The organism is Streptomyces sp. NBC_01264 (assembly GCF_026340675.1).
Classification (GTDB): domain Bacteria; phylum Actinomycetota; class Actinomycetes; order Streptomycetales; family Streptomycetaceae; genus Streptomyces.
The window spans coordinates 2,346,056-2,371,342 of sequence record NZ_JAPEOX010000001.1 but is presented as its reverse complement, the minus strand read 5'-3'; the positions used below and the strand labels follow the sequence as shown (position 1 = coordinate 2,371,342).

The window sequence follows — 25,287 nt, the reverse complement described above, 5'->3', positions numbered from 1 at the left end:
CGATCCGGTGCTAGCAGTTTAGGTCGTCCTGCCCCTTTTTGGCCCATCGGGCCGCTGCGTCACCGCGATGCAGACGAGCACCGCGCAGGCGGCGACGGGCGCCGCCGGGGAGAGGTGTTCGCCGAGCAGCAGCACCGACCACAGCAGGGTCAGCAGCGGCTGCGCGAGCTGCAGCTGGCTCGCGCGGGCCGCGCCGATCTCGGCCATGCCGCGGTACCAGACGAAGAGGCCGAGGAAGGAGGAGCCGACCGCCACCCAGACCAGCCCGGCCACCCCGCGGCCGGTCAGCTCGACCGGCTCGTACGCGAGCCCGAGCGCGGAGCCGGCCACGCCGATCGGCAGGCACAGCACCAGCGCCCAGGCGATCACCTGCCAGCCGGGCATCAGCCGGGCGAGGCGCCCGCCCTCGGTGTACCCGGCCGCGCACACCAGCAGCGCGGCGAAGAGGAAGGCGTCGCCGGCCGAGAGGGCGCCGCCGCTCTGGGCCACCGTGAAGCCGAGCACGATCACCGCGCCGGCCACGGCCGCGATCCAGAACCGGCGCGAGGGCCGGGCTCCGGTGCGCAGCGAGGACACGACGGCGGTGGTGAGCGGGAGCAGTCCGACGACCACGGCGGCGTGCGAGGTGGTGGAGGTCTGCAGCGCCAGGGTGGTCAGCAGCGGGAAGCCGACGACCACGCCGCCGGCCACCACCACCAGGCCCGCCCAGTGGGCGCGGTCGGGCACCCGGACGCGCAGGGCCAGCAGGAAGGCGCCGGCCGTGAGGCCCGCGAGCAGACAGCGCAGGCCGAAGAGGGACCACGGGCCGAAGCTCTCCAGGCCCCAGGCGGTACCGGGGAAGGTCAGCGAGAAGGTGACGACTCCGGCCGCGGCGAGCGTGGTGCCGCCGAGGGCGGGCCGACGGGTGCGCCGCCCGGTGGCGGAGGCACCAACTGCTATCGCGTTGGGGAGAGTAGCGCTATTCTGTGCTGTCATGTATGAGCGTAGCAGTGTGGCGGAACTGGCGGAATCCCTGCGAGCGGAGCTCAACCGCTACTCGGTAGGTGGAAAACTGCCATCGAGTCGTGTTCTGGTCGAGCAGTACCGGGTCAGTCCCGTCACCGTCTCCCGGGCCCTCGCCCAGCTGGCCGCCGAAGGCCTGGTGGTCACCCGCCCCGGAGCCGGCGTCTACCGCGCGCAGCCCCGTACACAGGCGACCGCGCCCGGCGACACCTCCTGGCAGGCCGTCGCCCTGAGCGCCGAGGACGCGGGCGAGGTGGTCCCGCGCTCCGTGGACGCCACCGGGGTGCTGGTCACCCTGGCCGCCCCGCCGGCCGGGGTCATCGAACTGCACAGCGGCTACCTGCACTCGGTGCTCCAGCCCGAGCGGGCCATGGCGGCGGCCCTGGCCCGGGCCGGCCGGCGGCCCGGGGTGTGGGGGAGGCCGCCCGTCGAGGGGCTGCCGGAGCTGCGGGACTGGTTCGCGCGGGAGATCGGCGGGGCCGTCGCGGCCGGAGACGTCCTGGTGACCGCGGGCGGCCAGAGCGCGCTCGCCACCGCCCTGCGGGCGCTCGCCCCGCCCGGGGCGCCGATCCTCGTCGAATCCCCCACCTATCCGGGACTGCTGGCCCTCGCCCGGGCCGCCGGCTGCCGCCCGGTGCCGGTCCCGGTGGACGCGGACGGGGTCCGGCCGGAGCTGCTGGCCGCCGCCTTCGAAGCGACCGGGGCGCGGGTGTTCGTATGCCAGCCGCTGTTCCAGAACCCGACCGGGGCCGTGCTGTCCGGCGAGCGGCGGGGGGAGGTGCTGCGGATCGCGCGCGCCGCCGGGGCGTTCGTACTGGAGGACGACTACGCGCGCTATCTGGCCCACGAGGACTCCGGCCCGCTGCCTGCGACGCTCGCCGCCGAGGATCCCGACGGGGTGGTCGTCCACGTGCGGTCGCTGACCAAGGTCACCTCGCCCAGCCTGCGGGTGGGCGCACTGGCGGCCCGCGGCCCGGTCTTCGACCGGCTGCGCGCCATCCAGGTCGTGGACACCTTCTTCGTGCCCCGGCCGCTCCAGGAGACCGCCCTGGAGCTGGTGGGCGCACCGGCCTGGCCGCGCCACCTCAAGTCCGTGGCCGCCGAACTGCGCCACCGCCGCGAGGTCCTCACGGGAGCGCTGCGGCGGGAGCTGCCGGAGCTGGAGGTGCCGCATCCGCCGCGCGGCGGCTACCAGGTGTGGGCGGGGCTCGGCGCGGGCGAAGACGAAGCGGCCTTCGTGGCGGCCGCGCTGCGGGCCGGGGTGGCGGTGGCCCCGGGGCGGGCGTACTTCTGCGCGGAGCCGCCCGGCCCGTTCGTCCGGCTGAGTCTCGCCGGGGTGTCCGGCGGGGGTGAACTGACCCAGGCCGTCCGGCGGTTGCGGGCCGGGCAGGGTCCGAAGGGGGCTGGGCAGGGTCCGATGGAGACGCGCCAGGATCCGAAGGGGACGCGGCAGGATCCGAAGGGGACGCGGCAGGATCCGAAAGGGACGGCCTAATTCGGTTGAGGCGCCGGTGGGGCGTGCCTAGCCTGCGGCCATGGACGACAGCACAGACACCAGCGGTTCGGGCATCCGGATCACCACGCTAGCGGAGCGGCCCGAACTGGCGGCCCGGCTCTGGGACATGAAGGACTCGTGGCCCGAGTTCGCCGAACACGACTCGCTGGCCTGGCTGCTGTATCCGCGGATGGTGGCCGAGTTGCCGGAGTACGTCCTGGTCGCCACGGACGGGGACGCGGTGGTCGCCCGGGGCTTCAGCGTGCCCTTCGCGCAGCACGCGCCGGGCCGCGACGGGGCGCTGCCCGCGCAAGGCTGGGACCGGATCCTGATGTGGGCCTTCTCCGACCTGCGGCGCGGGGTCGAGGCCGACACCGTCAGCGCGATCGAGATCAGCGTCGCGACCGACCGGCAGGGCGAGGGGCTCTCGGGCCGGATGCTCGCCGCGATGCGGGAGAACGCCCGAGGGCACGGGTTCGGCGAGGTGGTGGCCCCGGTGCGGCCCAGCGGGAAGCCCGCGGAGCCGGACACCCCGATCCACGCGTACGCGTACCGCACCCGTGAGGACGGCCTCCCGTACGACCCGTGGCTACGGGTCCACGTGCGGGCGGGCGGCGTCATCGACTCGGTGGCCCCGCTGTCGATGACGATCACCGGCTCCCTCGCGCAGTGGCGGGATTGGACCGGCCTGCCCTTCGACACGGCCGGCCCGGTCCACGTCCCGGGCGCCCTGTCCCCGGTCCACTGCGAACCGGAGCAGGGCTTCGCGGTCTACGTGGAGCCGAACGTCTGGGTCCGGCACGCCCTCTCCTAGAGGAGCGCGATGGGGGCGGTGGCGGAGGAGGAGAGGTAGATCCCGCCGATGCCCGCGTAGGTGGCCCGGTAGCCGCGCAGGATCTCGTCCAGCGGGATCGTCAGCCGGGCCGGGCTGTCGCAGCGGGCGGCTCCGAACTGGTCGGTGACGGCGGTGCAGAGGGTCCGGCCACCGACGGTGGTGAAGGTGACGGGTACGCCGTCCAGCCCGGCCGGGGCGTCCGCGATCCGCACGGTGGTGCTGAGGTTCCTGACCCCGAAGAGCAGCCCGTTCAGCTTCGCCGGACCGGCCGTGGTGACCGTGGCTACGGCGGGCCGGACCAGCTCGGGCGCCTCGCAGAGCTGGGTGCCGGGAGCGAAGACCTGCCCGGTGGGGCAGGCCACGACGGTGGCGGTCCCGCCCCCGCACTGGACGTAGAACCGCTGGTCCTGCGGTCGCGGCAGCCGCACGGTGACGCCCCCGGCGCACGAGCCCTCGGCGGCGCTCGCGGGCGCGGCCCCCAGGCCCACGACCGGTAGACCCACGGCGAGTACCGCCCCGACGGCCGACGCGGCGAGCCGGGCCCACCCCTTGCCGATACGCAACACCCTTGCCCCCAGATCACTCACTGTGACGAAATGAATACGAAGTGACTATAGGGACGGGTGTGTGGCGGGCGCAACGCTCTCCGGGCATCGCCAGGAAGTGCGAATATCCGCTAGCTTGAACGCGTTCAGTTCAAGCGGGGCCGGCACGGGGAGCGGGCATGGCGGGGATCGCGACGCCCGGGCGGCGAGCTGCGGGCGCCGGCTCCGCGACACGCAGGGCGCGGGCCGCCCACTCGTGGCAGCGGGGGATCGCGCTGACCGCGCTGATCCTCCCGGTGGCGCCCGTGGCGGTGCTGCTCAAGGAGGGCGCACCACCCTTCGGGCCGGTCGTCCCGCTCCTCGTGCTCGCGGTGCCGACGGTGCTGCGCGGGAACCGGGCCTGGTTCAGGACCTCGTGCGCGGTCCTCGCCGTCGTGGTGGCGGGGTGGTCGCTCCTCGTCGCACCGGAGGGAGTGTGGTTCCTGCTTCCGGTGTCCCTGCTCCTGCTGTGCGCCGGCCTGGCCGACCCGCGCGCGCACCCGGCCGTGGCCGGGGTCTCGACCTTCCTCGCCGTGGCCGTCGGGGTGGTGCCCGGCCTCGTCGCGATCGGCGCCGCCCTCACGCTGGTCGGCCGCTAGGCCGAGACGGCCTAGGTCGTCTCTTTCGGATCTTGTCGGCCGAGCCCGCGGCGTCTGGTGCCGTGCCTGGGCGTGCTGTCGGGGCGCTCGCGTACTGGGCGTACGTGGTCAAAGAGACGGCCTAGCGGCCCCGGGGCTTCCCGCGCTTGCCGGTGGACTTCGCCGTGGCCTTGCCACCCTTGGGTGCGCCGGAGCGCGGGTTCTTGGCGGCGGGCTTGCCGCCCGAGCGGGGGGCCGGCTTGCGCGCCGGCTTCGCCTTCTTCGGTTCGGGCTCGGGCTGCGTACGGCCGCGTCCGCGCGAGCTGTTGACCGTACGCCCGCGCACGATCCCGATGAACTCCTCGACCAGTTCGGGCGTCTCGTCCGCCTCGGGCCACGACAGTGCGACACGCGACTCGGGGGCGTCCACGAGGGTCCGGTACGTGAGGTCCTTGCGGTGGTGCAGCCGCGCGAGCGACTGGGGCACGACCAGCACTCCGATGCCCGCGGCCACCAGCTCGATCGCGTCGGCCGTGGTCTCCGGGCGCTGGAGCGCGGCCTTGCCCGGCAGCTGCTCCCACTCCAGGGTGTCGTCCAGCGGGTGGAGCACGATGTCGTCGGCCAGCTCCTCGATCGACAGCTCCTCGGACGCGGCCATGAGGTGGTCCTTCGGGATCACGACGACCGTGGTCTCGGTGTAGAGCGGGATCGCGCTGAGGTCCGTACGGTCGATCGGCAGCCGGACGAACCCGGCGTCGGCGCCGCCGCCGCGCAACAGGGCGGGTGCTTCGGCCGGAGCGACCTGGACGAGGGTCAGCGGAACGTCGGGCAGGCGTTCCTTCCAGATCCGGACCCACTTCGTGGGAGTCACCCCGGGGACGTATGCGAGCTGGAACGACGGGGGTGTCCGGGAGTCTGTCACCCGGCCAGATTACCGGCCGTGGTCGGAGGTGGCGCACATGCTCGATACCCTGGACCCCATGACGTCGCACCAGACCACCCAGACCATGAAGCCCGCTACCGCGGCGAAGAAGCTGGGTGTGTACCTCGAGGCCACCCCCGCAGAGTTCCAGGAGGGTGTCGTCTCGCGCACCGAGCTCACCGCCCTCCAGGCCGAGCCGCCCCAGTGGCTGCAGGACCTCCGAGCCAGCGGCCCGCACCCCCGTCCGGTGGTCGCGTCGAAGCTCGGCGTCTCCATCGCCGGTCTGGCGCGCGGCGGTGTCACCGAGGCGCTCACCACGGAGCAGATCGAGGCTCTGAAGCAGGAGATGCCGGAGTGGCTCGCCAAGGAGCGCGCCACCCAGGCTGACGTCCGCAAGGAGGCCGTCCGCATCAAGCAGATGCAGGCGGAGAAGGCCGAGAAGGCGCAGAAGACCGAGAAGTAGCACGGAGCCGTGGTCCCCGGTCGGCCCGCACCCGGCGTGAGATGCTGGTGCGCGTGACGATCGAGGACCTGGTGAGGCTGCGGCGGGCCCGGGACCGGATGGACCGCGACTACGCCGAGCCGCTGGACGTACCGGCGCTGGCGTCCGGAGCCCTCATGTCGCCCGGGCACTTCTCCCGCAGCTTCCGGGCGGCCTTCGGGGAGACCCCGTACAGCTATCTGATGACCCGCCGCGTCGAGCGGGCGAAGGCGCTGCTGCGCCGGGGCGACCTGAGCGTGACCGAGGTCTGCTTCGCCGTCGGATGCACCTCGCTGGGATCGTTCAGCTCGCGCTTCACGGAGCTGGTCGGCGAGACCCCGAGCGCGTACCGGGCCCGGCGCCACGAGGAGGGCGCCGCCATCCCGGCGTGTGTCGCCAAGGTCCTCACCCGTCCGGTCCGCAGGCCTGCGGGCAGCGGGGGAGCGGGATCCGCGGCCGCGTCGTAGCGTCGGGGCATGACCATCAAGCTCGCGCAGTGCTTCATCGCCGTCGACGACCACGACAAGGCGCTCGCCTTCTACCGCGACGCCCTCGGCATGGAAGTGCGCAACGACGTCGCGTTCGAGGGGATGCGCTGGGTGACCGTCGGCTCGCCCGAGCAGCCCGACGTGGAGATCGTCCTCGAACCGCCGCTCGCCGATCCCGGGGCGTCGCCGGCCGACCGGCAGGCGATGGCGGAACTGCTGGCCAAGGGCGTGCTCCGCGGGGTGATCTTCGCGACGGACGACGTGGACGCCACCTTCGAGCGGATCCGGGCCACCGGCGCGGAGGTGCTCCAGGAGCCCGTCGACCAGCCGTACGGGGTCCGCGACTGCGCCTTCCGCGATCCGGCCGGCAACATGCTCCGCTTCAACCAGCCCCGGAACCGCTGAGCCGCGGAACCGCTGCCCCCGAAGCCTCTGAGCCCGGAGCCGCTGCCCCCGTTCCGGGCCCTCACCCGGCCGCGGCGAACCCCGGGACCGTCGGCAGCACCTGTTCGGCGACCCGCAGAACGACCGCGTCGTCGGGCACCGTGCCGTCGGAGCGCCACAGGGTCAGCTCGTAGGAGCCGCCGCCGTCCCGCGGGTCCATGGCCACCACGAGGGCGCGGGTCGGAACACCGGGGCCGCTGCTCGTATCGCTGCCGTCCAGGCGGAAGCTGATGCTGAGCGTGCGGTCCGAGTAGAAGGTGGCCGGACGGCCCAGCACCGTCCGCGGCGGCTTACCGTCCCCGAGGAGCCCGGCCACGGTGGCGACCGTCAGCCCGTCGCGGGAGGCCCTCAGGTGCACCGTGTAGGTCTCGAACTCGACCGAGGCCGTAGGGGTGTGGATCTCCTCGCCGCTGCCGGCCGGCTTGGAGCTGCTCGCGCCACCGCCCGCGCTCTTCGCGACCTCCCCCGGAGTGCCCAGCAGGCTGGGGAGATCGGGACGGTGCAGCGCCGCACACAACTGGGACCCGGTGGCCTCCGCGGTCCTCTCCGCGGGGCTCTTCCCCGGCGTCTTCTCCGCCTGGACCTGCGGGCAGGCGACGGGCTTCGGCTCGCCGGTCGTACCGGCCGCCTGCCCGGTCACCCAGAGGCCGAGTCCCATGCCCCCGATCAGCACCACGGCCGTGATGCCCTGGCCTATCGCCGCGCCCGTTGTGATCGTCCCGACGCCTTCGGTCATGTCCCCCACCTGCTGTGATCCCCCGATATGTGCCCGAGGAACGTAACCCGTGATCATCGGGCGGACAAGGGAGTAACACGGGTGTGACTTGGCGCCGTAGCTGGCCCCTCTGGCCAACTACAGCGCTCAGCTCTCGTGGGGCGTGCGGCCCCGCCGGCTAGATCGGAAGGCCGAGTTCTCCCGCGAGGAGCGTTTGTGTGATCTTGGGGCGGTCCCAGAGGGCCAGGATCTCGTTCGCGAGGGTTGCAACGGGCAGGTGGTCCTTGTCCCGCACCTTGATGGCTGCCGCCTTCAGGGTGCGCGGGACGGTTCCGGCGTCCAGGAGGACGCGCCATTCCTGCGCGCCGATCTCCAGGAACTCCAGTCCCGTGAGCTCAGCGACCTCCAGGGGGTCGGCCAGTGTGCCGGGCATGGCGGTCAGAGTGCGCAGACGGGGCAGTCCGACGAGAGGCGTGAGGCTGAAGGGTGCGCCGTCCCAGGCCCCGATGGACAGGACCTCCAGGGTGGGATGGGCGGCAGCTCGGATGGTCTCGAGGCATCCGGTGCCGACTTTGGCCTCGGAGGGCGGCTCGTCTGCGCGGCGGCCATGGACTTCTTCTCGCATCCGGCCCAGGACGAAATCGGTGAGGGAATCGGCTACCAGGTCGGCACCGAGGCTCTGCTCGTGGTCGACCAGGATGATCTGCCCGAAGTAGCCGGTGGGGCCGGGGGTCAGGTCGACGGCGAATTCGTCGCCGCCGTTGGTCCCGAAGCCGATCCAGCCAGGAGAGCCGGCCAGACCCTGCACCGCTGCGTCGGGCCCTGTACCGACCGCATGCGTCGCGCCGTGGTCCCAGCCGGGGTGACGCACTGCCGCGTCGACGCTGTACAGGTGCTCCAGGCCGGAGAGCTCGCAGCCGACCGCCTCGCCGGCCCGGTCCGCCTCCTCGAGATCGAAGTCGTCGTCCTTGCCGTACACCCGTGTCACCCGGTACAGCGCCTTGAGCTCATCGGACAGCGTGACACCAAGGCGTGCCTCGGCTGCGGCGATCTCCTCCTCCGTCGCTCCGACGGCTCCGGGCAACCGCTCACGCAGCGTCCGCTCCAGCAACTCAGGATCCGCCGAAGGCGACGGCACCGCTCCGGGCACCGGATCGGGATGGCGGAGCCAGGGCTCGGCAAGGGAGCCTTCGGCCAGAACCAGCACCCCCAGGTCCGGGCAGCCGAGAGCCGGTTCCACGGCCGCGCTCGGCCAGACCAGGCCGAGCGTGGTCCGACCATCCGGCTGGACCTCCGCGCTGAACGCGATCTCCTGAACTCCGCCGCGTGCGAGCGCCCGCTGTATGTCCTCCACCGCGGCCCGTGCTGTCGGCGACATGGATCCCCGGTACGCAAGGCTCGTGCCGTACGGGCTGATGCGCCCTGCAACACGTGCCGGCCGGGCAGCACGCCGATCCGTGTCGTCGGCCAGCATGAGCCGGAGCACGGGTTCCCAGGTCGCGAAGTCGGATACCGATGACAAGGGGGGCCTCTGATCAAGCATGTGCAGACCGTATGCGGAGCCAATGACAAGCGAGGCACTGGGCCGCCGCTCACAAACGCCCCAGGTGAGAGGCGGCCACTAACCTGCGGTCGGGGACCAGCCCACCCGGCACCCCCGAACCGGGCGTCCTGACGTTGGCCGGCCCCTCTAGGTCTTGCTCCGCACCCGCCGGCGCCGGCCTGGCGGCCGTCCAGACCGGCGGACGGGGCGACGTCACCCAGGGACGCCGAGCGGCGGGTGCTCGAGCACACGGGGCTTGTACTCGACCAGCTGGATACGGCCGTCGAAGGTGCGGTGCTCGATCATCTCGAGGGCGACGTCCGGATAGCCGTCGTAGATGCGTTCTTCGCCCGTGGCTCCGGTGATCACCGGGAACATCACGACCCGGAAGCGGTCGACGAGTCCGGCACGTAGCAGGGACCGGCACAGGCTGAGGCTGCCGATCGTGCTGAGGAGCCCCGAGCCACTCGACTTCATGGCGCGGACCGCCTCGATGGCATCGTCGCGGACGAGCGTGGAGTTGGCCCACTTCAGTGGCTCCTCGAGTGAGGAGGAGAACACCACTTTGGACGCTTGCGTGAGCTCGTCAACGGATGCCTCTTCTTCGGGCCTGAACTCGTCTTGGCCATGCGGGACCTCGCCGGCGGCGAAGCCCGACATCAGGCGGTAGGTGTTTGCTCCCATCAGGTAGGTGGCCTCGGGCTGCTCGCCGAGCCATGCGAGGTACTCCGGGCCCTCGAGGCCCCAGAACCCGGGCCATCCCTCTCCCGATGCGTGGCCGTCGAGGGAGGTGATGAAGTCGACGAGAAGCTCCGACATGGCGGTGTCCTTTCCTGGAGTGTCACGAGCTTGGACTCGCCGGGCGCCACAAACTCATCGGCCGCGCTGTGGAGCAACGAGAAAACCCATGACACTGCAGCCGATCAGACCGGTGGTGCGCCACCCGCGAACGGCCCGGGCCAACCGTCACGCCCAGCCGGGCCAGGTACAACGCTCAGGGGCCAACGGAAACGCTCAGTCACAACTGGGAGGGCGGGGCAGGATGACTGCTTTGCATAAACGTGCGGTCATACGTATAGTCATGCCATCGAGGAGGAGGGTCCGATGGTGGTACGTGTAGCGGTGGCCGGTGCGAGCGGATACGCGGGCGGGGAAGTGCTGCGCCTGCTGCTCGCCCACCCCGAGGTGGAGATCGGCGCGCTGACCGCGAACTCCAACGCCGGGCAGCCGCTCGGCGCGCTCCAGCCGCACCTGGTGCCGCTGGCCGGACGCGTTCTGGAGGCGACCACGCCCGAGGTGCTCTCCGGTCATGATGTCGTCTTCCTGGCTCTTCCGCACGGCCAGTCCGCCGCGGTGGCCGCCCAGCTCGGCGAGGACGTGCTCGTCGTCGACATGGGCGCCGACCACCGGCTCCGGGACTCCGCCGACTGGGACAAGTTCTACGGCGCCCCGCACGCCGGGACCTGGCCCTACGGCCTCCCCGAGCTGCCCGGCGCCCGCGCCGCGCTGGCCGGCTCCAAGCGCATCGCCGTCCCCGGCTGCTACCCGACAGCCGTCTCGCTCGCGCTGTTCCCGGCCTACGCCGCGCAGCTCGCCGAGCCCGAGGCCGTGATCGTCGCCGCCTCCGGCACCTCCGGCGCCGGAAAGGCGCTCAAGCCGAACCTGCTGGGCTCCGAGGTCATGGGCTCCATGAGCCCGTACGGGGTCGGCGGCGGCCACCGCCACACGCCCGAGATGGTGCAGAACCTCAGCCCCGTCGCCGGACAGCGGGTCTCCGTCTCCTTCACGCCCACGCTGGCGCCGATGCCCCGCGGCATCCTGGCCACCTGCACCGCCAAGGCGCTGCCGGGCACCACGGCCGACGCGGTCCGCGCCGCGTACGAGAAGGCGTACGCCGACGAGCCCTTCGTACACCTGCTGCCCGAGGGGCAGTGGCCGGCGACGGCGTCCGTCTACGGTTCCAACGCCGTCCAGATCCAGGTCGCGTACGACGAGGGCGCGCAGCGGATCATCGCGATCAGCGCCATCGACAACCTGACCAAGGGCACTGCCGGCGGCGCGGTCCAGAGCATGAACATCGCCCTGGGGCTCCACGAGAGCCTGGGTCTTTCCACGATCGGAGTCGCACCGTGAGTGTCACGGCAGCACAGGGGTTCACGGCGGCGGGCATCGCCGCCGGGATCAAGGCGAACGGCAATCCCGACCTGGCCCTCGTGGTCAACAACGGACCGCGCCTGGCCGCGGCCGGCGTCTTCACCTCCAACCGGGTCAAGGCCGCGCCCGTCCACTGGTCCGAGCAGGTCCTGCGCGGCGGCACCGTCAGCGCGGTGGTCCTCAACTCCGGCGGCGCCAACGCGTGCACCGGCCCCAAGGGCTTCCAGGACACCCACGCCACCGCCGAGAAGGTCGCGGAAGCCCTGGGCGGGGACGTCAACGCCGGAGAGGTCGCCGTCGCGTCCACCGGCCTGATCGGCGTCCTGCTCCCCATGGACAAGCTCCTCCCGGGCGTCGGGACCGCCGCCGCCGCGCTCTCCGCCGACGGCGGCGAGGCCGCCGCCATCGCCATCAAGACCACCGACACCGTGCACAAGACGGCCACGGCCGGCCAGGACGGCTGGACCGTCGGCGGGATGGCCAAGGGCGCGGGCATGCTCGCCCCGGGCCTGGCCACCATGCTCGTCGTCCTCACCACGGACGCGGACCTGGACAGCGGCACCCTCGACAAGGCGCTGCGCGCGGCGACCCGCACCACCTTCGACCGGGTCGACTCCGACGGCTGCATGTCCACCAACGACACGGTGCTGCTGCTCGCCTCCGGCGCGTCCGGCCAGGTGCCGGCGTACGAGGCGTTCGCGGAGGCCGTACGCACGGTCTGCGACGACCTGGCCCGCCAGCTGATCGGCGACGCCGAGGGCGCCAGCAAGTCCATCCGCATCGAGGTCGTCGGCGCGGCCACCGAGGACGACGCGGTCGAGGTCGGCCGGTCCATCGCCCGGAACAACCTGCTCAAGTGCGCCATCCACGGCGAGGACCCGAACTGGGGCCGCGTCCTGTCCGCGATCGGCACCACGAAGGCCGCCTTCGACCCGGACCGGCTGAACGTCGCCATCAACGACGTCTGGGTCTGCAAGAACGGCTCGGTCGGCGAGGACCGCGACCTGGTCAGCATGAAGGGCCGCGAGGTGCGCATCACCGCCGACCTGTCCACCGGTTCGCAGTCCGCGGTCATCTGGGCCAACGACCTGACCGCCGAGTACGTCCACGAGAACAGCGCGTACTCCTCATGAGCACGGCGGGCAAGCACACCGCGCGCAGGCACACCGCCCTGCCCAAGGCCGAGATCCTCATCGAGGCCCTGCCCTGGCTGACCCGGCACAACGGCAAGGTCGTCGTCATCAAGTTCGGCGGCAACGCCATGATCGACGAGGACCTGAAGGCCGCCTTCGCCCAGGACGTCGTCTTCCTGCGCCAGGCCGGCCTCAAGCCGGTCGTCGTGCACGGCGGCGGTCCGCAGATCAACGCCCAGCTCGACAAGCAGGGCCTGGTCAGCGAGTTCAAGGCGGGTCTGCGCGTCACCACGCCCGAGGCGATGGACGTCGTACGGATGGTCCTGGCGGGGCAGGTCCAGCGCGAGCTGGTCGGGCTGCTCAACCAGCACGGGCCGCTGGCCGTCGGCATGACCGGCGAGGACGCGCACACCATCACCGCGACCAAGCACCTGCCCGAGATCGACGGCGAGAGCGTCGACATCGGACGGGTCGGCGAGATCACCACCATCGACACCGGCGCGATCGAGGCGCTTTTGGCGGACGGCCGGATCCCGGTCATCTCCTCCATCGCGCGCAGCGCCGACGACCACCACGTGTACAACGTGAACGCGGACACGGCCGCCGCGGCGCTCGCCGCCGCGCTCGGCGCCGAGACGCTGATGGTCCTCACCGACGTGGAGGGTCTCTACGCGGACTGGCCCAACAGCGACGAGGTCATCAGCCGGCTCACGGTGAGCCAGCTGGAGAAGCTGCTGCCCGAGCTGTCCAGCGGCATGGTCCCCAAAATGGAGGGGTGCCTGCACGCCGTCCGCAACGGGGTGACCACCGCCAGAGTGATCGACGGCCGGGTCCAGCACTCGATCCTGCTGGAGATCTTCACGGACGAGGGCATCGGCACGATGGTCGTGCCCGACGCACAGGCAGCAGATACCCAGGAAGGGGACCCCGCATGACCGGCAACCAGGCCACCGGCAACCAGCTCTTCGCCGCCCGCTGGCAGGGCGCGCTGACCAACAACTACGGCACCCCCGCGCTGGCGCTCGTACGCGGCGAGGGTGCGCAGGTCTGGGACGCGGACGGCAAGCAGTACACCGACTTCGTCGGCGGGATCGCGGTGAACGCGCTCGGCCACGCGCACCCGGCCATCGTGACCGCGGTGACCGAGCAGATCTCCACCCTGGGCCACGTCTCCAACCTCTACGCCTCCGAGCCGGTCCTCGCGCTCGGCGAGCGGCTGCTCCAGCTCTTCGGCCGCCCCGGCAAGATCTTCTTCTGCAACTCCGGCGCCGAGGCCGTCGAGGCCGCCTTCAAGATCGGCCGGCTGACCGGGCGGACCCACATGGTCGCCACCGACGGCGGCTTCCACGGCCGCACCATGGGCGCCCTGGCCCTCACCGGCCAGCCCAAGAAGCAGGGTCCGTTCCTGCCGCTGCCCGGAGACGTCACGCACGTCCCCTACGGCGATGTGGAGGCCCTGCGGGCCGCCGTCACCGAAGAGACCGCGCTCGTGATCATCGAGCCGATCCAGGGCGAGAACGGCGTGGTCGTTCCCCCGGCGGGCTACCTGACGGCCGCCCGCGAGATCACCCGGGCCACCGGCACCCTGCTCGTCCTCGACGAGGTGCAGACCGGCATCGGGCGCTGCGGCCAGTGGTTCGAGCACCAGGCGCACGAGGGCGTGGAGCCCGACCTCGTCACCCTCGCGAAGGGGCTCGGCGGCGGTCTGCCGATCGGCGCCGTCGCCGCCTTCGGGCCCGTGGCCGACCTGCTCCAGCCCGGTCAGCACGGCACCACCTTCGGCGGCAACCCGATCGCGTGCGCGGCCGGCCTCGCCGTGATCGACACCATCGCCGCGGACGGGCTCCTCGACCAGGTCAAGGAGCGCGGCGAGCGCCTGCGGGGCGGAATCGAAGGATTCGCACACCCGCTCGTCTCGCACGTCCGCGGTGCGGGCCTCCTGCTGGGTATCGTGCTGACCGAGCCGCTCGCACCGCAGGTGCAGCACGCGGCTCAGGACGCCGGCTTCCTGGTCAACGCGCCCGCCCCCGACGTCGTACGGCTCATGCCCCCGTACGTGCTTTCCGAGGCCGAGGTGGACGTGTTCCTCCAGGCGCTGCCCGGGGTGCTGGACGCGGCGAAGTCCGCCGCGGACGTGGACGGATGATCTATCGGGGAATGGGACGACGATGAGTCAGGCGCAGGAATACGAGCAGAACGGGCAGTCCGTTCCGCAGACTCGCACCGCCCGCCACCGCCGGATCGTGGACATCCTCAACCGGCAGCCGGTCCGCTCCCAGAGCCAGCTGGCCAAGCTGCTCGCCGACGACGGGCTGAGCGTCACCCAGGCGACGCTCAGCCGCGACCTCGACGAGCTCGGCGCGGTGAAGATCCGCAACACCGGCGGCGAGCTGATCTACGCGGTCCCCAGCGAGGGCGGCTTCCGCACCCCGCAGGCGCCGCTCGGCGAGTCGGCGAAGGAGGAGCGCATGCGGCGCCTCTCCGGCGAGCTGCTGATCTCCGCGGAGGCCTCCGCGAACCTCGTGGTCCTGCGCACCCCGCCGGGTGCGGCCCAGTTCCTCGCCTCCGCGATCGACCAGGCCGAACTCCAGGCCATCCTCGGCACGATCGCGGGCGACGACACCCTGATGCTGATCAGCCGCGACCCTGCGGGCGGCCAGGCCCTCGCCGACCACCTGCTGAGGCTGGCGCAGAAGGAAGGCTGAGCCCCCGCGGCTCCGTCCGGCACCGTCCGGCCCGTGGCGCCCGGAAAACCCTTCCCGGGTCCCGCGCCCGCGGCCGTAGCCTCGGGACGTGCTCCAAGTCGTCCTCGCCGCAACGGTGTTCGCCGCGGCCCTCGCCGTCTACGGGACCATCGGCCTGCGCTGGCGGCGCCGGGTCCGGCTGTGGCGCGCCTTCCTCGGGCGGGTCGCCGCCCTGGAGTTCGAGCCGTACCACGCCGCCGCGCTGAAGAACGAGGAGTCCGGGGCGGCCGCCGCCGAACTGCTCCGGGGCGGCCGCCTCGACATCGACGCGGACGGCGCGGTGCTCCTGACGGAGACGGGCCGCGGCCCCGGCCCGATCCCCGCCCACCCGGTGCCCGCCGGTCTGCTGGAGGCCTTGCGCCGCCATGATCCCGAGCCGGTGTCGATCGGCTGGATCGAGCGCCACGACGCGGAGTACGCGACCGTGCGCTTCGCCCACCGCGAGGAGCGGGAGGCCCTGCTGCCCGTGCGCCCGCGCCCGCCCGTCGTCACAGAGGGCAGCTTGCGGGCCTGCTGCGGTTGTGTGGGCGTGGTCCTGCTGGTGGTCTGCTGGATCGCGGCCGCCGAACTGCTGGTGGTGTCCCGCCCGCACGGTGTCCTGGAATGGGCCGCCTCGGGCGTGACGGCCCTCTGCCTGGGGCTGCTCTGGTACGCCGACGGCTTCGCCAAGGCGGTCCGCGCCCGTACGGAGTCCGGCGACCCCCTGTGGGACCGCATCCACGGCGAGCGGCACCCCGCTGTCGAAGGCCTGGACGAGCGGCAGCGGCTCCACCTGCTCAGGAGCCTCGACGACTGCGGCAGGTGGCGCGGCACCGACCGGGTCGAACGCGATGACGGCGCCGACCACGATGACGGCGCCGACGACGATGCCGACGAGGACGACAGCTGGTGGGACGAGGCCCGGTGGGCGGACGCGTATCACTACCGGGCCTCGGACGCCGAACAGTCGGGCCCCGGGACCCGGGACCCCTCCTAGTAGCGGGTGACGGCGAGCGGCCCCGACTCCGTGCCGATCGCGATGTGCGGCTGCCTGCGCGGGTCCGCCCAGCGCAGCACCGCGCGCATCGCGCTCTCGGGGACCGAGACGCAGCCGGCCGTCGCGCCCTTGCCGTTCACGTGCAGGAAGATGCCCGCGCCCCGGCCCCGTACCGGGTGCTCGTAGTTGAAGGCGATGACCAGGGCGTGCGCGTACTGCTGCGTGTACGCGGTCAGGTGCTCGGCCTCGCCGGGCGCGCAGTCCGCGGGCAGCGGCTCCACCCAGCGGTTGTAGCTCGCCGAGGCATTGTCCTGGCACCACCAGGAGTCGGGGGTCACCCGCCGGTAGCGGGACGCCGTACGGGCCGGGGCGGGCGCGATGCCGAAGGCGTAGGGGAGCGCGTACAGGCCGGCCGGGGTGGTGTCCGTGCCCTGGGTCCGGGTCGCGCCCTCGGTCAGCCCGTTCGCGCCGAAGCGGGCCGGCGCGCTCCCCGCCGCGTACCAGCGTCCCGCCCACCGGTCCCACCAGGTCAGACGCCCGGTCGTGGAGCCGGGGGCCGGAGCCACGGCGGTGATCAGCTGGCTGCCGCCGCCGGTGTCGGCGAGCCGGGCGGGGAGCGGCGGGTCACCGTGGGAGCCCTGTACCAGCAGGCTGGTGACGATCAGTGAGGTGGCGAGGAGCGCGGTACGCAGCACATGTCAGACGGTACGGGGCGGAAGGGGCAGCGGCAGCGCAGGCAGGCCGTCGACGCTCACTCCGATGAACTCCTTCTTCTCGCAGTACTCGTTGAACTCCTCGTCCGTCTTGCGGCCGAAGTACTCCGCGTGGAGGGTGCGCTCGCCCTGGTACTCCATGAAGGGGATGGCGTAACCGCACACGTCCGCGATCCGGCGGGCCCGTACCAGGATGACCGCGCGCGCCGCGGGCCCGTCGGCGTCACCGAACAGCTCGACGAGCCCGTCCCAGCGCGGGTCGTCGCGGAAGACGGCCTCGCCGTCGCCGTGGATGCGCACGATGTTCGGCGGCCCGCTGAACGCGCACCACATCAGCGTGATGCGGCCGTTCTCGCGGACGTGCGCGATGGTCTCGGCGCCGCTGCCGCCGAAGTCCAGGTAGGCGAGGGTCTGCTCGTCGATGACGACGAGCGTCCCGGCGCGGCCCTTGGGGGAGAGGTTGATGTGGCCGTCGCCGGACAGCGGGGCGGTGGCGGTGAAGAAGATCGGCTGTTCTTCGATGAAGGTGCGGAGCCTGCCGTCAATACGATCGTAGAGCTTTCCCATGACCGGATTATCGCCCTCGCTTCTGGGTCCGGTCACGGGATTCCAGCCGGTGAGACCGAGCCGGGAGCGGCGCAGCTCCACCTCCGCGCAGCGCGGGGTGCCCTCGGACTCGATTGACGAAACATGCAGAGCAGTGCATAGTTATGCCTACCGCGGTTGGACCTGACGGCGGATGCACTGTGTAAGGAGTAGCCCCATGGCCGAGCGCGTCGTACTCGCCTATTCAGGCGGTCTGGACACCTCCGTCGCCATCGGCTGGATCGCCGAGGAGACGGGCGCCGAGGTCATCGCCGTCGCGGTGGACGTCGGTCAGGGCGGCGAGGACCTGGACGTCATCCGCAAGCGGGCGCTCGCCTGCGGTGCGGTCGAGGCCGAGGTCGCCGACGCCAGGGACGAGTTCGCCGACGAGTACTGCCTCCCGGCGATCAAGGCGAACGCCCTCTACATGGACCGCTACCCGCTGGTCTCGGCCCTCTCGCGGCCGGCCATCGTCAAGCACCTCGTGGCCGCCGCCCGCAAGCACGGCGCGAGCACCGTCGCCCACGGCTGCACCGGCAAGGGCAACGACCAGGTCCGCTTCGAGGCCGGCATAGCCGCCCTCGGCCCCGACCTCACCTGCATCGCCCCGGTCCGCGACTACGCGATGACCCGCGACAAGGCCATCGCCTTCGCCGAGAAGGCGGACCTGCCGATCGCGACCACCAAGAAGTCCCCGTACTCCATCGACCAGAACGTCTTCGGGCGCGCCGTCGAGACGGGCTTCCTGGAGGACATCTGGAACGCGCCGATCGAGGACATCTACGAGTACACCGCGGACCCGGCCCTCCCGCGCGAGGCCGACGAGGTCGTCATCTCCTTCAAGGAGGGCGTCCCGGTCGCCATCGACGGCAAGCCCGTCACCGTGCTCCAGGCCATCCAGCAGCTCAACGAGCGCGCCGGGGCCCAGGGCATCGGCCGGATCGACATCGTCGAGGACCGGCTCGTGGGCATCAAGTCCCGCGAGGTGTACGAGGCGCCGGGCGCGATCGCGCTGATCACCGCCCACCAGGAGCTGGAGAACGTCACCGTGGAGCGCGAACTCGCCCGCTACAAGCGGCAGGTCGAGCAGCGCTGGGGCGAGATGGTCTACGACGGCCTGTGGTTCTCCCCGCTGAAGCGGGCGCTGGACGGTTTCATCAACGAGGCCAACCAGCACGTCAGCGGCGACATCCGGATGACCCTGCACGGCGGCCGCGCCGTCGTCACCGGCCGGAAGTCGGACGAGTCGCTGTACGACTTCAACCTCGCCACCTACGACTCGGGCGACACTTTCGACCAGTCGAAGGCCCAGGGCTTCATCGAGATCTTCGGCCTGTCCTCGAAGATCGCGGCCCGCCGCGACCTCGCCTGATCCACACCGTTCGTACCCTCGGTACCGGGGTACCCGCAGTACGAACCGCCTCCCCGTTACCTCCGCGGCGGGGAGGCGGTTGCACATCCGAAGCCATGCACGTTCTTGAGGAGCAGTAGCTGTGAGCAGCAACAACGGTGGTGACGTCCGGCTCTGGGGCGCCCGGTTCGCCGACGGTCCCGCCGAGGCCCTCGCGAAGCTGTCCGCGTCGGTCCACTTCGACTGGCGCCTGGCCCCGTACGACATCGCGGGCTCCAAGGCCCACGCCCGCGTGCTCGCCAAGGCGGGTCTGCTCACGGCCGACGAGCTCGGCCGCATGATCGCCGGCCTGGACCAGCTCGCGGTCGACGTGGAGAGCGGCTCCTTCACCGGCACCATCGCCGACGAGGACGTCCACACCGCCCTGGAGCGGGGCCTGCTGGAGCGGCTCGGCGCCGACCTCGGCGGCAAGCTGCGCGCCGGCCGGTCGCGCAACGACCAGATCGCCACCCTCTTCCGCATGTACCTGCGCGACCACGCCCGGATCATCGGCGGCCTCGTCGCCGAGCTCCAGGACGCGCTGGTCGGCCTCGCCGAGGCGCACGCCGACGTGGCCATGCCGGGCCGGACCCACCTGCAGCACGCGCAGCCGGTGCTCTTCGCCCACCACGTACTGGCCCACGTGCAGGCCCTGTCCCGGGACGCGGAGCGGCTGCGCCAGTGGGACACCCGGACCGCGGTGTCCCCGTACGGCTCGGGCGCCCTCGCGGGCTCCTCGCTCGGCCTGGACCCGGAGGCGGTCGCCGCCGAGCTGGGCTTCGAGCGCGGCTCGGTCGGCAACTCCATCGACGGCACGGCCTCGCGGGACTTCGTCGCCGAGTTCGCTTTCGTCACCGCGATGATCGGCATCAACCTGTCGCGGATCGCGGAGGAGATCATCATCTGGAACACGAAGGAGTTCTCCTTCGTGACCCTGCACGACGCCTTCTCCACCGGGTCGTCGATCATGCCGCAGAAGAAGAACCCGGACATCGCGGAGCTGGCGCGTGGCAAGTCGGGCCGCCTCATCGGCAACCTGACGGGCCTGCTCGCCACCCTGAAGGCCCTTCCCCTGGCCTACAACCGGGACCTCCAGGAGGACAAGGAGCCGGTCTTCGACTCCTGCGACACCCTCGAGGTCCTGCTGCCGGCCTTCACCGGCATGATGGCCACCCTCACGGTCAACCGGGAGCGGATGGAGGAGCTGGCCCCGGCCGGCTTCTCGCTCGCCACCGACATCGCGGAGTGGCTGGTCAAGCAGGGCGTGCCGTTCCGGGTGGCGCACGAGGTGGCCGGCGGCTGCGTCAAGGAGTGCGAGGGGCTCGGCATCGAGCTCGACGAGCTGACGGACGAACAGTTCGCGAAGATCTCGGAGCACCTGACGCCGGAGGTCCGTACGGTCCTCAACGTCAAGGGCGCGCTGGCCTCCCGCGACGGCCGCGGCGGCACCGCCCCGTCGGCGGTCGCGATCCAGCTGACGGAGCTGAAGGCCGACCTGGTCATCCAGCACGCCTGGGCCACGCACAAGAACTGACCGCGGTGCCCGGAGGGGCGGCCGGAGCCTTCGGGCCCCGGCCGCCCCTCCGGTGTGTCCGGGTCAGGCGCAGACGATGGTGACCGAGAAGGGCCGGTCACTGTCCACGGTGGCGTTGCCGGTGGAGGACGGCGTCGCGGTGCGGATGAAGAGGGTGTTCCCGTTCACCTGGCCGACCAGGACGGAGGAGCTGCCCGGACCGGGGTCGTTGCCGCCGTTGGTGTTGACGGTGCCCAGGAGGGCGCACCCGTTGAGGCCGACGCTGGTGGTGATGTTGTACCGGCCGATGCCGAACTTGTTGATCCCGGTGATGCCCTGCCCGCCGAGGATCTGTCCGTTCGCGGCGACCTTGGCCCAGGCGGTGGTGGTCACCGCGGCCCCGGCGACGGGGTGGTTGGTTCCTGCGGACGCCGAGGACGCCGCGACGGCGCCGCCGATCATGAGGGCCGTCGCCGCGGCTCCGAGGGCAAGCTTCTTGGACACGTTCATGGTTCTCTCCCTGCCGAAGGTGGAATCGATGCAGGTGAACCCGCCCCGGGTAAGGGCTCACGAGAGATGAGGTTCCTCCCCGCCCGGCCGCTCGGGGAAGGGATCGGGGGCCCGGTCACTCCAAATGATCAAGCCGTGCGGCGTGAGCGCATTCGTTCGATGGCGAAGTCTTTTCCGAGGCTGTTGACGCTTTCGCATCACTGCGGCGAACGCGGGTAGTAGTGCCTGAATCGCTGTTCGTCATCACGCGGCCCAGTCCGCCAGTGCGTCGAAGTCGGCCCGGACCAGCCCGATCCGCTCGTCGATCCGCAGCAGCAGCGCGTGAGCGGGGTGGCGCTGCTCCACGTACGCGCGGTCCATGTCGGTGATGTCGTCGTCGATCCAGGCGAAGGGCCGCTCGCCCGCGTACTCGAGGATGTACTGCGTCTTCCAGAACGTCCCGCGCGGCGCCCGCCCGTGCATCTGGGGCCAGTCGATCCAGGGGAGCTCCGGCAGGCCCAGGTGCGGGCCTATCCACTCGTTCGCCTCGCCCTTCCAGGTGGTGGCCCAGACCAGCTCGTACGCCTCCGCGAGCGCGAGCAGTTCCTCGCCGTGGCCGGGATTCAGCCAGACCCGCAGCGGCTTCGCGCTCTTGGCCCGCGTCCAGCCCGTCGGGCGCATCCGGTGGGTGAGGTAGCCCTCGGGGCGGCGCTGGGGCTTGGTCGCGTAGGGGTTCAGCGGTCCGTCCACGTCGATCAGCAGCAGGGGCATCATTCCGGAAGGGTTCCTCTCGTCGCCCCGAGGGGCATCTCATTTATTTAATGAGACGTGGACGTCTCATTCGGGCTATGCTTGTCTCATGGCCATGGATCGTGATCAGGTGCTCCGCGCCGCCGCCGCTCTGCTCTCCCGCAAATCGACCGCCACGATGGACGAGGTCGCGAGGGCCGCCGGCATCGGCCGCGCGACCCTCCACCGGCACTTCGCCGGGCGCGACGCCCTCGTACGGGCACTCGAAGAGCTCGGGATCCGGGAGTTCGAGGTGGCCTTCGACAACGCCCGCCTCGGCGAGGGCACGGCCGTGGACGCGCTCCGCAGGCTCGTCGCCGAGGCGGAGCCCAACGCCGAGCTGCTTGCCTTCCTCGTCACCGAGAACCAGCTCTTCGAGGGGGACCAGGTCAACGAGGGCTGGGCCCGGCTCGACGCCCGCGTCGGCGAGCTCTTCCGGCGCGGCCAGCACGAGGGCGACATCCGGATCGATCTGAGCCCCGCCTGGCTCACCGAGGCGCTGTACAGCCTCATCGGCGCCTGCGCCTGGGCCGTCATGGACGGCCGGGTCGCGGCCAAGGACTTCTCGTACATGATCACCGAGTTGCTGCTCGGTGGCGCTAGACGGAGTGTGGAGAAATGAGCCGTACCGAACAGCTGACCCGGACGAAGGGGGCGGAGGGCCGGAGCCCCGGGCGCTGGCTCGCGCTCTCCGTGCTCGTACTGGCCGTCCTGCTGGTCGCCGTCGACGCCACCGTACTCGGTCTCGCCACGCCGGCCCTCAGCGAGGACCTGAAGCCCTCGGGCACCCAGCTCCTGTGGATCGGCGACATCTACTCCTTCGTCATCGCCGGCCTGCTCGTCTCCATGGGCTCCCTCGGCGACCGGATAGGCCGCAAGAAGCTCCTCCTCGTCGGCGCGACCGCCTTCGGCGCCGTCTCGGTCCTCAACGCCTACGCCACCAGCCCCGAGATGATGATCATCGCCCGGGCCCTGCTCGGCGTGGCCGGCGCGACCCTGATGCCCTCGACCCTCGCGCTGATCCGCAACATCTTCCACGACCCCAAGGAGCGCAGCCTCGCCATCGGCATCTGGGGCGCCACCGCCTCGGCCGGCGCGGCCGTCGGCCCCGTGGTCGGCGGAGCCCTGCTCCAGCACTTCTGGTGGGGCTCGGTCTTCCTCATCAACCTCCCCGTGATGATCGTCCTGGTCATCGTCGGCATCAAGCTGCTGCCCGAGTCCAAGAACCCGGTCGCCGGCCCCTGGGACCTGCTCAGCGTCGGCCTCTCCCTCGTCGGCATCATCGGCGTGGTCTATGCCGTCAAGCAGGTCGCCACCCACGGCCTGGGCTGGGAGGTGTGGGTGGCCGCCGCCATCGGAGCGGGCTCCCTCTACACCTTCGTACGACGCCAGTTCGCGCTGCCGTCCCCGCTCCTCGACATGCGGCTGTTCAAGCACCGCGGGTTCTCCGGCGCGGTCCTCGCCGACCTGCTCACCGTCTTCGGCCTGTCCGGACTGGTCTTCTTCCTCTCCCAGTTCCTCCAGCTCGTCCAGGGCCGCGATCCGCTGGAGGCGGGCCTCGCCGAACTGCCCGCCGCCATCGGCGCCGTGGCGACCGGCCTGGTCGCGGGCAGGTACGCCCGCAAGTACGGGGTACGGGTCATCGTGACCGGAGGCCTCGCCGCCATCGGCATCGCGCTGGCCGCGCTGACCGTGATCCACAAGGAGACCGGTTACCCGCTGCTCGGCGCGGCCCTGCTCGTCGTCGGCCTCGGCGCCGGCTTCTCCTTCACGGTCACCGCCGACGTGATCCTCTCCAGCGTCCCCAAGGAGCAGGCCGGTTCCGCCTCGGCCGTCTCCGAGACCGCCTACGAACTGGGCGCCGCCCTCGGCATCGCCCTGCTCGGCTCGGTCGTCACCGGCGTCTACCAGAGCTTCACCGCCCCGGCCTCCGTCGCCGGGCCGGTCGCCGACGCCGCCCACGAATCGCTCGGCGGAGCCGTCGAAGCGGCCAAGTCGCTGGACCCGCAGACCGCCCAGCAGATGGTCGGCGCCGCCCAGGAGGCCTTCGTGGACGGCCTGCGGCTGGCCTCCGGCGTGGGCGCGGCCGTCCTGCTGGCCACCGCCGTGGCCGCCTGGTTCCTCCTCAAGGGGCAGGAGCTCCAGGACGGCATCGAGCACTGACGCCTCGCCAGAGAGCGGTGTCCCGCGCGGAGTTGACAGTCCGTCGACGCGCGGGACACCATCCCGGCGATGGAGATCAACGACTTGACCCCGGCGGAGCGCCGCGTATGGGACGCCTTTCCCCGCGGGGAGCGCGTCGACTTCCTGGAGGCCCCCGAGGAGACCGGCGCCGGCGGCGCCGACTGGGGGCCCGAACGGACCGTGCGCGCCGAGGTCCTCACCGCGCTCCTGCTGGGCGGCCCCACCGCCGAAGGGCAGGTCGCCGGACTCAACGTCCGCGGTGCGCGGATCACCGGCAAGCTGAACCTCAAGTACGCCGTCGTGGAGCACCCGATCCGGCTGCGGGCCTGCTGGTTCGAACGCAAGCCCCTGCTCTACGGAGCCAAGTTGCGGGTCTTCGTGGCCAACGACTCCACCCTTCCCGGCCTCACCGCGGACACCGTCAGCGTCGAAGTCGCGCTCAAGCTGTCCTGCTGCCGCATCACCGGGCCGGTCCGCCTCGCGGGTGCCCGGATAGCGGGTGGACTCTTCCTCCGGAAGGCGGTCATCGGCATCGCGGGCCCGGCCGAGGAGGGCCAGGAGCCGGCGCTCCGGTTCAACCACGCCGACATCGGGACCGACGTCATCGCCATGGAGCTCACGGTCCACGGCCAGACCCGCATCAACGGCGCCACCGTCGGCGGCCAGATCAACTTCGACGACGCCCGGCTCCTCGCCCCCGGCGCGACCGCCCTGCACGCCGAGATCCTCAGCGTCGGCACCGACCTGCGCGCCATGCGACTGGAGGCCCGGGGCCGGGTCAACCTCACCGGCTCCCGGATACCGGGCCAGCTCAACCTCGCCTACGCCCGCCTCATCAACCCCGGCGGGGTCGCCCTGCGCGCCTCCAGCTGTATCGCCGGCGAGGTGTGGCTGCGCAACTGCCCGACCGTCCAGGGCGGCGTGAACCTGCGCCGCTCCCAGTTCGACCTGCTCCACATCACGCCCGAGACCTGGCCGCCGCAGGTCCGCATCGCCGGACTCGCCTACCGCGCCCTCAGCCCGCACGTTCCCGCCGAGCAGAGGCTGCCCGTGCTGGAGCGCGAGGAGTCGGGCTACCTCCCGCACGCCTACGAACAGCTCGCCACGGCCTACCGCACGGCGGGCGACGAGGCGGCGGCGCGGACCGTCCTGCTCGCCAAGCTGCGGCGCCACCGCCGCACCCTGCCCCGGGCCGCCCGGTTCTGGGGGCTGCTCCAGGACGCCACCGTGGGCTACGGGTTCCGACCGCTGCGCGCCGCGGGCTGGCTGCTGGCGCTGCTGATCACGGGGAGCCTCGCGTACGGGCTCCACCCGCCGCGGGAGCTGAAGCAGGGGGAGGCGCCGGAGTTCAACCCGGTCTTCTACACGCTCGACCTGATGGTGCCGATCATCAGCTTCGGCCAGGAGGCGGCCTACGCGCCGGACGGCTGGTACCAGTGGCTCTCGTACCTGCTGATCGTGACCGGCTGGGTCCTCGCCACGACGACCGCGGCGGGCGTCAGCCGGTCACTGCAACGGCAGTAGCGGGGC

The 25,287-nt window shown here is 71.8% G+C and carries 27 protein-coding genes; 17 read left to right on the top strand and 10 right to left on the bottom strand.

Annotated features, from left to right (window positions below; genetic code table 11):
* Positions 1–18: 18 nt before the first annotated feature.
* Positions 19–975, bottom strand: a complete 957-nt coding sequence (locus OG435_RS10860; RefSeq protein WP_266876606.1) for a DMT family transporter — start codon at positions 973–975, stop codon at positions 19–21.
* Here OG435_RS10860 and OG435_RS10855 point away from each other — a divergent pair.
* On the top strand, positions 974–2,497 hold the full coding sequence (locus OG435_RS10855; RefSeq protein WP_266876605.1) for a PLP-dependent aminotransferase family protein: 1,524 nt from the start codon (positions 974–976) through the stop codon (positions 2,495–2,497). The genes OG435_RS10860 and OG435_RS10855 overlap by 2 nt on opposite strands.
* Before the next feature lie 40 nt (positions 2,498–2,537).
* Entirely contained in the window at positions 2,538–3,311 is a 774-nt protein-coding gene (locus tag OG435_RS10850) for an N-acetyltransferase (protein ID WP_266876604.1), read from the top strand.
* Here the strand turns inward: OG435_RS10850 and OG435_RS10845 are convergent.
* A complete protein-coding gene (locus OG435_RS10845; protein ID WP_266876603.1) occupies positions 3,308–3,898 on the bottom strand; it encodes a carbohydrate-binding module family 14 protein in 591 nt (196 codons plus the stop codon). The genes OG435_RS10850 and OG435_RS10845 overlap by 4 nt on opposite strands.
* Positions 3,899–4,056: 158 nt before the next feature.
* On the opposite strand from OG435_RS10845, the gene OG435_RS10840 reads away from it, so the two are divergent.
* On the top strand, positions 4,057–4,515 hold the full coding sequence (locus OG435_RS10840) for a hypothetical protein (protein ID WP_266876602.1): 459 nt from the start codon (positions 4,057–4,059) through the stop codon (positions 4,513–4,515).
* A gap of 121 nt (positions 4,516–4,636) precedes the next feature.
* Here OG435_RS10840 and OG435_RS10835 read toward each other — a convergent pair whose 3' ends face one another.
* Positions 4,637–5,416: a LysR family substrate-binding domain-containing protein gene (locus OG435_RS10835; RefSeq protein WP_266876601.1), complete on the bottom strand. Its 780-nt coding sequence runs from the start codon at positions 5,414–5,416 to the stop codon at positions 4,637–4,639.
* Between the two features lie 37 nt (positions 5,417–5,453).
* Between OG435_RS10835 and OG435_RS10830 the strand changes: the two genes are divergently transcribed.
* Genes OG435_RS10830 through OG435_RS10820 form a run of 3 tightly spaced genes read left to right on the top strand, consistent with a single transcriptional unit; the run spans position 5,454 to position 6,790 of the window.
* Positions 5,454–5,879 (top strand): DUF5997 family protein, encoded by a 426-nt coding sequence (locus OG435_RS10830; protein ID WP_266876600.1) that lies wholly within the window; start codon positions 5,454–5,456, stop codon positions 5,877–5,879.
* Positions 5,880–5,932: 53 nt separating this feature from the next.
* Entirely contained in the window at positions 5,933–6,364 is a 432-nt protein-coding gene (locus tag OG435_RS10825; protein WP_266876599.1) for a helix-turn-helix transcriptional regulator, read from the top strand.
* A gap of 9 nt (positions 6,365–6,373) precedes the next feature.
* Positions 6,374–6,790, top strand: a complete 417-nt coding sequence (locus tag OG435_RS10820; RefSeq protein WP_266876598.1) for a VOC family protein — start codon at positions 6,374–6,376, stop codon at positions 6,788–6,790.
* A 61-nt stretch (positions 6,791–6,851) separates the two neighbouring features.
* Here the strand turns inward: OG435_RS10820 and OG435_RS10815 are convergent, their stop codons facing one another.
* The 3 genes from OG435_RS10815 to OG435_RS10805 all read right to left on the bottom strand — a co-directional run bounded on the left by OG435_RS10815 (position 6,852) and on the right by OG435_RS10805 (position 9,906).
* Positions 6,852–7,565, bottom strand: a complete 714-nt coding sequence (locus tag OG435_RS10815) for a DUF6215 domain-containing protein (RefSeq protein ID WP_266876597.1) — start codon at positions 7,563–7,565, stop codon at positions 6,852–6,854.
* Positions 7,566–7,722: 157 nt separating this feature from the next.
* Positions 7,723–9,087: an SMI1/KNR4 family protein gene (locus OG435_RS10810; RefSeq protein WP_430625606.1), complete on the bottom strand. Its 1,365-nt coding sequence runs from the start codon at positions 9,085–9,087 to the stop codon at positions 7,723–7,725.
* A 213-nt stretch (positions 9,088–9,300) separates the two neighbouring features.
* Entirely contained in the window at positions 9,301–9,906 is a 606-nt protein-coding gene (locus tag OG435_RS10805; RefSeq protein WP_266876595.1) for a dihydrofolate reductase family protein, read from the bottom strand.
* 285 nt (positions 9,907–10,191) lie between these two features.
* Here OG435_RS10805 and argC point away from each other — a divergent pair, with 285 nt between their 5' ends.
* The 6 genes from argC to OG435_RS10775 all read left to right on the top strand — a co-directional run bounded on the left by argC (position 10,192) and on the right by OG435_RS10775 (position 16,094).
* Entirely contained in the window at positions 10,192–11,220 is a 1,029-nt protein-coding gene (gene argC, locus OG435_RS10800) for an N-acetyl-gamma-glutamyl-phosphate reductase (protein WP_266876594.1), read from the top strand.
* Positions 11,217–12,374 (top strand): bifunctional glutamate N-acetyltransferase/amino-acid acetyltransferase ArgJ, encoded by a 1,158-nt coding sequence (gene argJ / locus OG435_RS10795; RefSeq protein ID WP_266876593.1) that lies wholly within the window; start codon positions 11,217–11,219, stop codon positions 12,372–12,374. The genes argC and argJ overlap by 4 nt, the downstream gene beginning before the upstream one ends.
* Entirely contained in the window at positions 12,371–13,309 is a 939-nt protein-coding gene (gene argB / locus OG435_RS10790) for an acetylglutamate kinase (protein WP_266876592.1), read from the top strand. The genes argJ and argB overlap by 4 nt, the downstream gene beginning before the upstream one ends.
* Positions 13,306–14,520, top strand: coding sequence for an acetylornithine transaminase (locus OG435_RS10785; protein ID WP_266876591.1), 1,215 nt, complete (start codon positions 13,306–13,308; stop codon positions 14,518–14,520). Before argB ends, OG435_RS10785 begins: the two co-directional genes overlap by 4 nt.
* Before the next feature lie 22 nt (positions 14,521–14,542).
* Positions 14,543–15,079 carry an arginine repressor gene (locus tag OG435_RS10780; protein ID WP_266876590.1) on the top strand — a complete coding sequence of 179 codons (537 nt, stop codon included), beginning with the start codon at positions 14,543–14,545 and terminating at the stop codon, positions 15,077–15,079.
* Positions 15,080–15,167: 88 nt separating this feature from the next.
* Positions 15,168–16,094 (top strand): hypothetical protein, encoded by a 927-nt coding sequence (locus OG435_RS10775; protein ID WP_266876589.1) that lies wholly within the window; start codon positions 15,168–15,170, stop codon positions 16,092–16,094.
* Here OG435_RS10775 and OG435_RS10770 read toward each other — a convergent pair.
* Together OG435_RS10770 and OG435_RS10765 are read right to left on the bottom strand one after the other, a co-directional pair.
* Positions 16,091–16,759 carry a L,D-transpeptidase family protein gene (locus OG435_RS10770; RefSeq protein ID WP_266881626.1) on the bottom strand — a complete coding sequence of 223 codons (669 nt, stop codon included), beginning with the start codon at positions 16,757–16,759 and terminating at the stop codon, positions 16,091–16,093. The genes OG435_RS10775 and OG435_RS10770 overlap by 4 nt on opposite strands.
* 33 nt (positions 16,760–16,792) lie before the next feature.
* Complete coding sequence (locus OG435_RS10765; RefSeq protein WP_266876588.1) at positions 16,793–17,374, bottom strand: pyridoxamine 5'-phosphate oxidase family protein; 582 nt, start codon at positions 17,372–17,374, stop codon at positions 16,793–16,795.
* A 196-nt stretch (positions 17,375–17,570) separates the two neighbouring features.
* Between OG435_RS10765 and OG435_RS10760 the strand changes: the two genes are divergently transcribed.
* The gene (locus OG435_RS10760; RefSeq protein ID WP_243334137.1) at positions 17,571–18,764 is read left to right on the top strand and encodes an argininosuccinate synthase; all 1,194 of its coding nucleotides are present in this window, start codon (positions 17,571–17,573) and stop codon (positions 18,762–18,764) included.
* 121 nt (positions 18,765–18,885) lie between these two features.
* A complete protein-coding gene (gene argH / locus OG435_RS10755; RefSeq protein WP_266876587.1) occupies positions 18,886–20,316 on the top strand; it encodes an argininosuccinate lyase in 1,431 nt (476 codons plus the stop codon).
* Between the two features lie 63 nt (positions 20,317–20,379).
* Here the strand turns inward: argH and OG435_RS10750 are convergent, their stop codons facing one another.
* Together OG435_RS10750 and OG435_RS10745 are read right to left on the bottom strand one after the other, a co-directional pair.
* Positions 20,380–20,805: a hypothetical protein gene (locus OG435_RS10750; RefSeq protein WP_266876586.1), complete on the bottom strand. Its 426-nt coding sequence runs from the start codon at positions 20,803–20,805 to the stop codon at positions 20,380–20,382.
* A 243-nt stretch (positions 20,806–21,048) separates the two neighbouring features.
* Entirely contained in the window at positions 21,049–21,558 is a 510-nt protein-coding gene (locus OG435_RS10745) for an HAD domain-containing protein (RefSeq protein WP_266876585.1), read from the bottom strand.
* A gap of 85 nt (positions 21,559–21,643) precedes the next feature.
* On the opposite strand from OG435_RS10745, the gene OG435_RS10740 reads away from it, so the two are divergent.
* The 3 genes from OG435_RS10740 to OG435_RS10730 all read left to right on the top strand — a co-directional run bounded on the left by OG435_RS10740 (position 21,644) and on the right by OG435_RS10730 (position 25,281).
* Positions 21,644–22,195: a TetR/AcrR family transcriptional regulator gene (locus tag OG435_RS10740; RefSeq protein ID WP_266876584.1), complete on the top strand. Its 552-nt coding sequence runs from the start codon at positions 21,644–21,646 to the stop codon at positions 22,193–22,195.
* A complete protein-coding gene (locus OG435_RS10735) occupies positions 22,192–23,736 on the top strand; it encodes an MFS transporter (protein ID WP_266876583.1) in 1,545 nt (514 codons plus the stop codon). Before OG435_RS10740 ends, OG435_RS10735 begins: the two co-directional genes overlap by 4 nt.
* Positions 23,737–23,805: 69 nt before the next feature.
* On the top strand, positions 23,806–25,281 hold the full coding sequence (locus tag OG435_RS10730) for a membrane-associated oxidoreductase (RefSeq protein WP_266876582.1): 1,476 nt from the start codon (positions 23,806–23,808) through the stop codon (positions 25,279–25,281).
* The last annotated feature ends 6 nt before the right edge of the window (positions 25,282–25,287 follow it).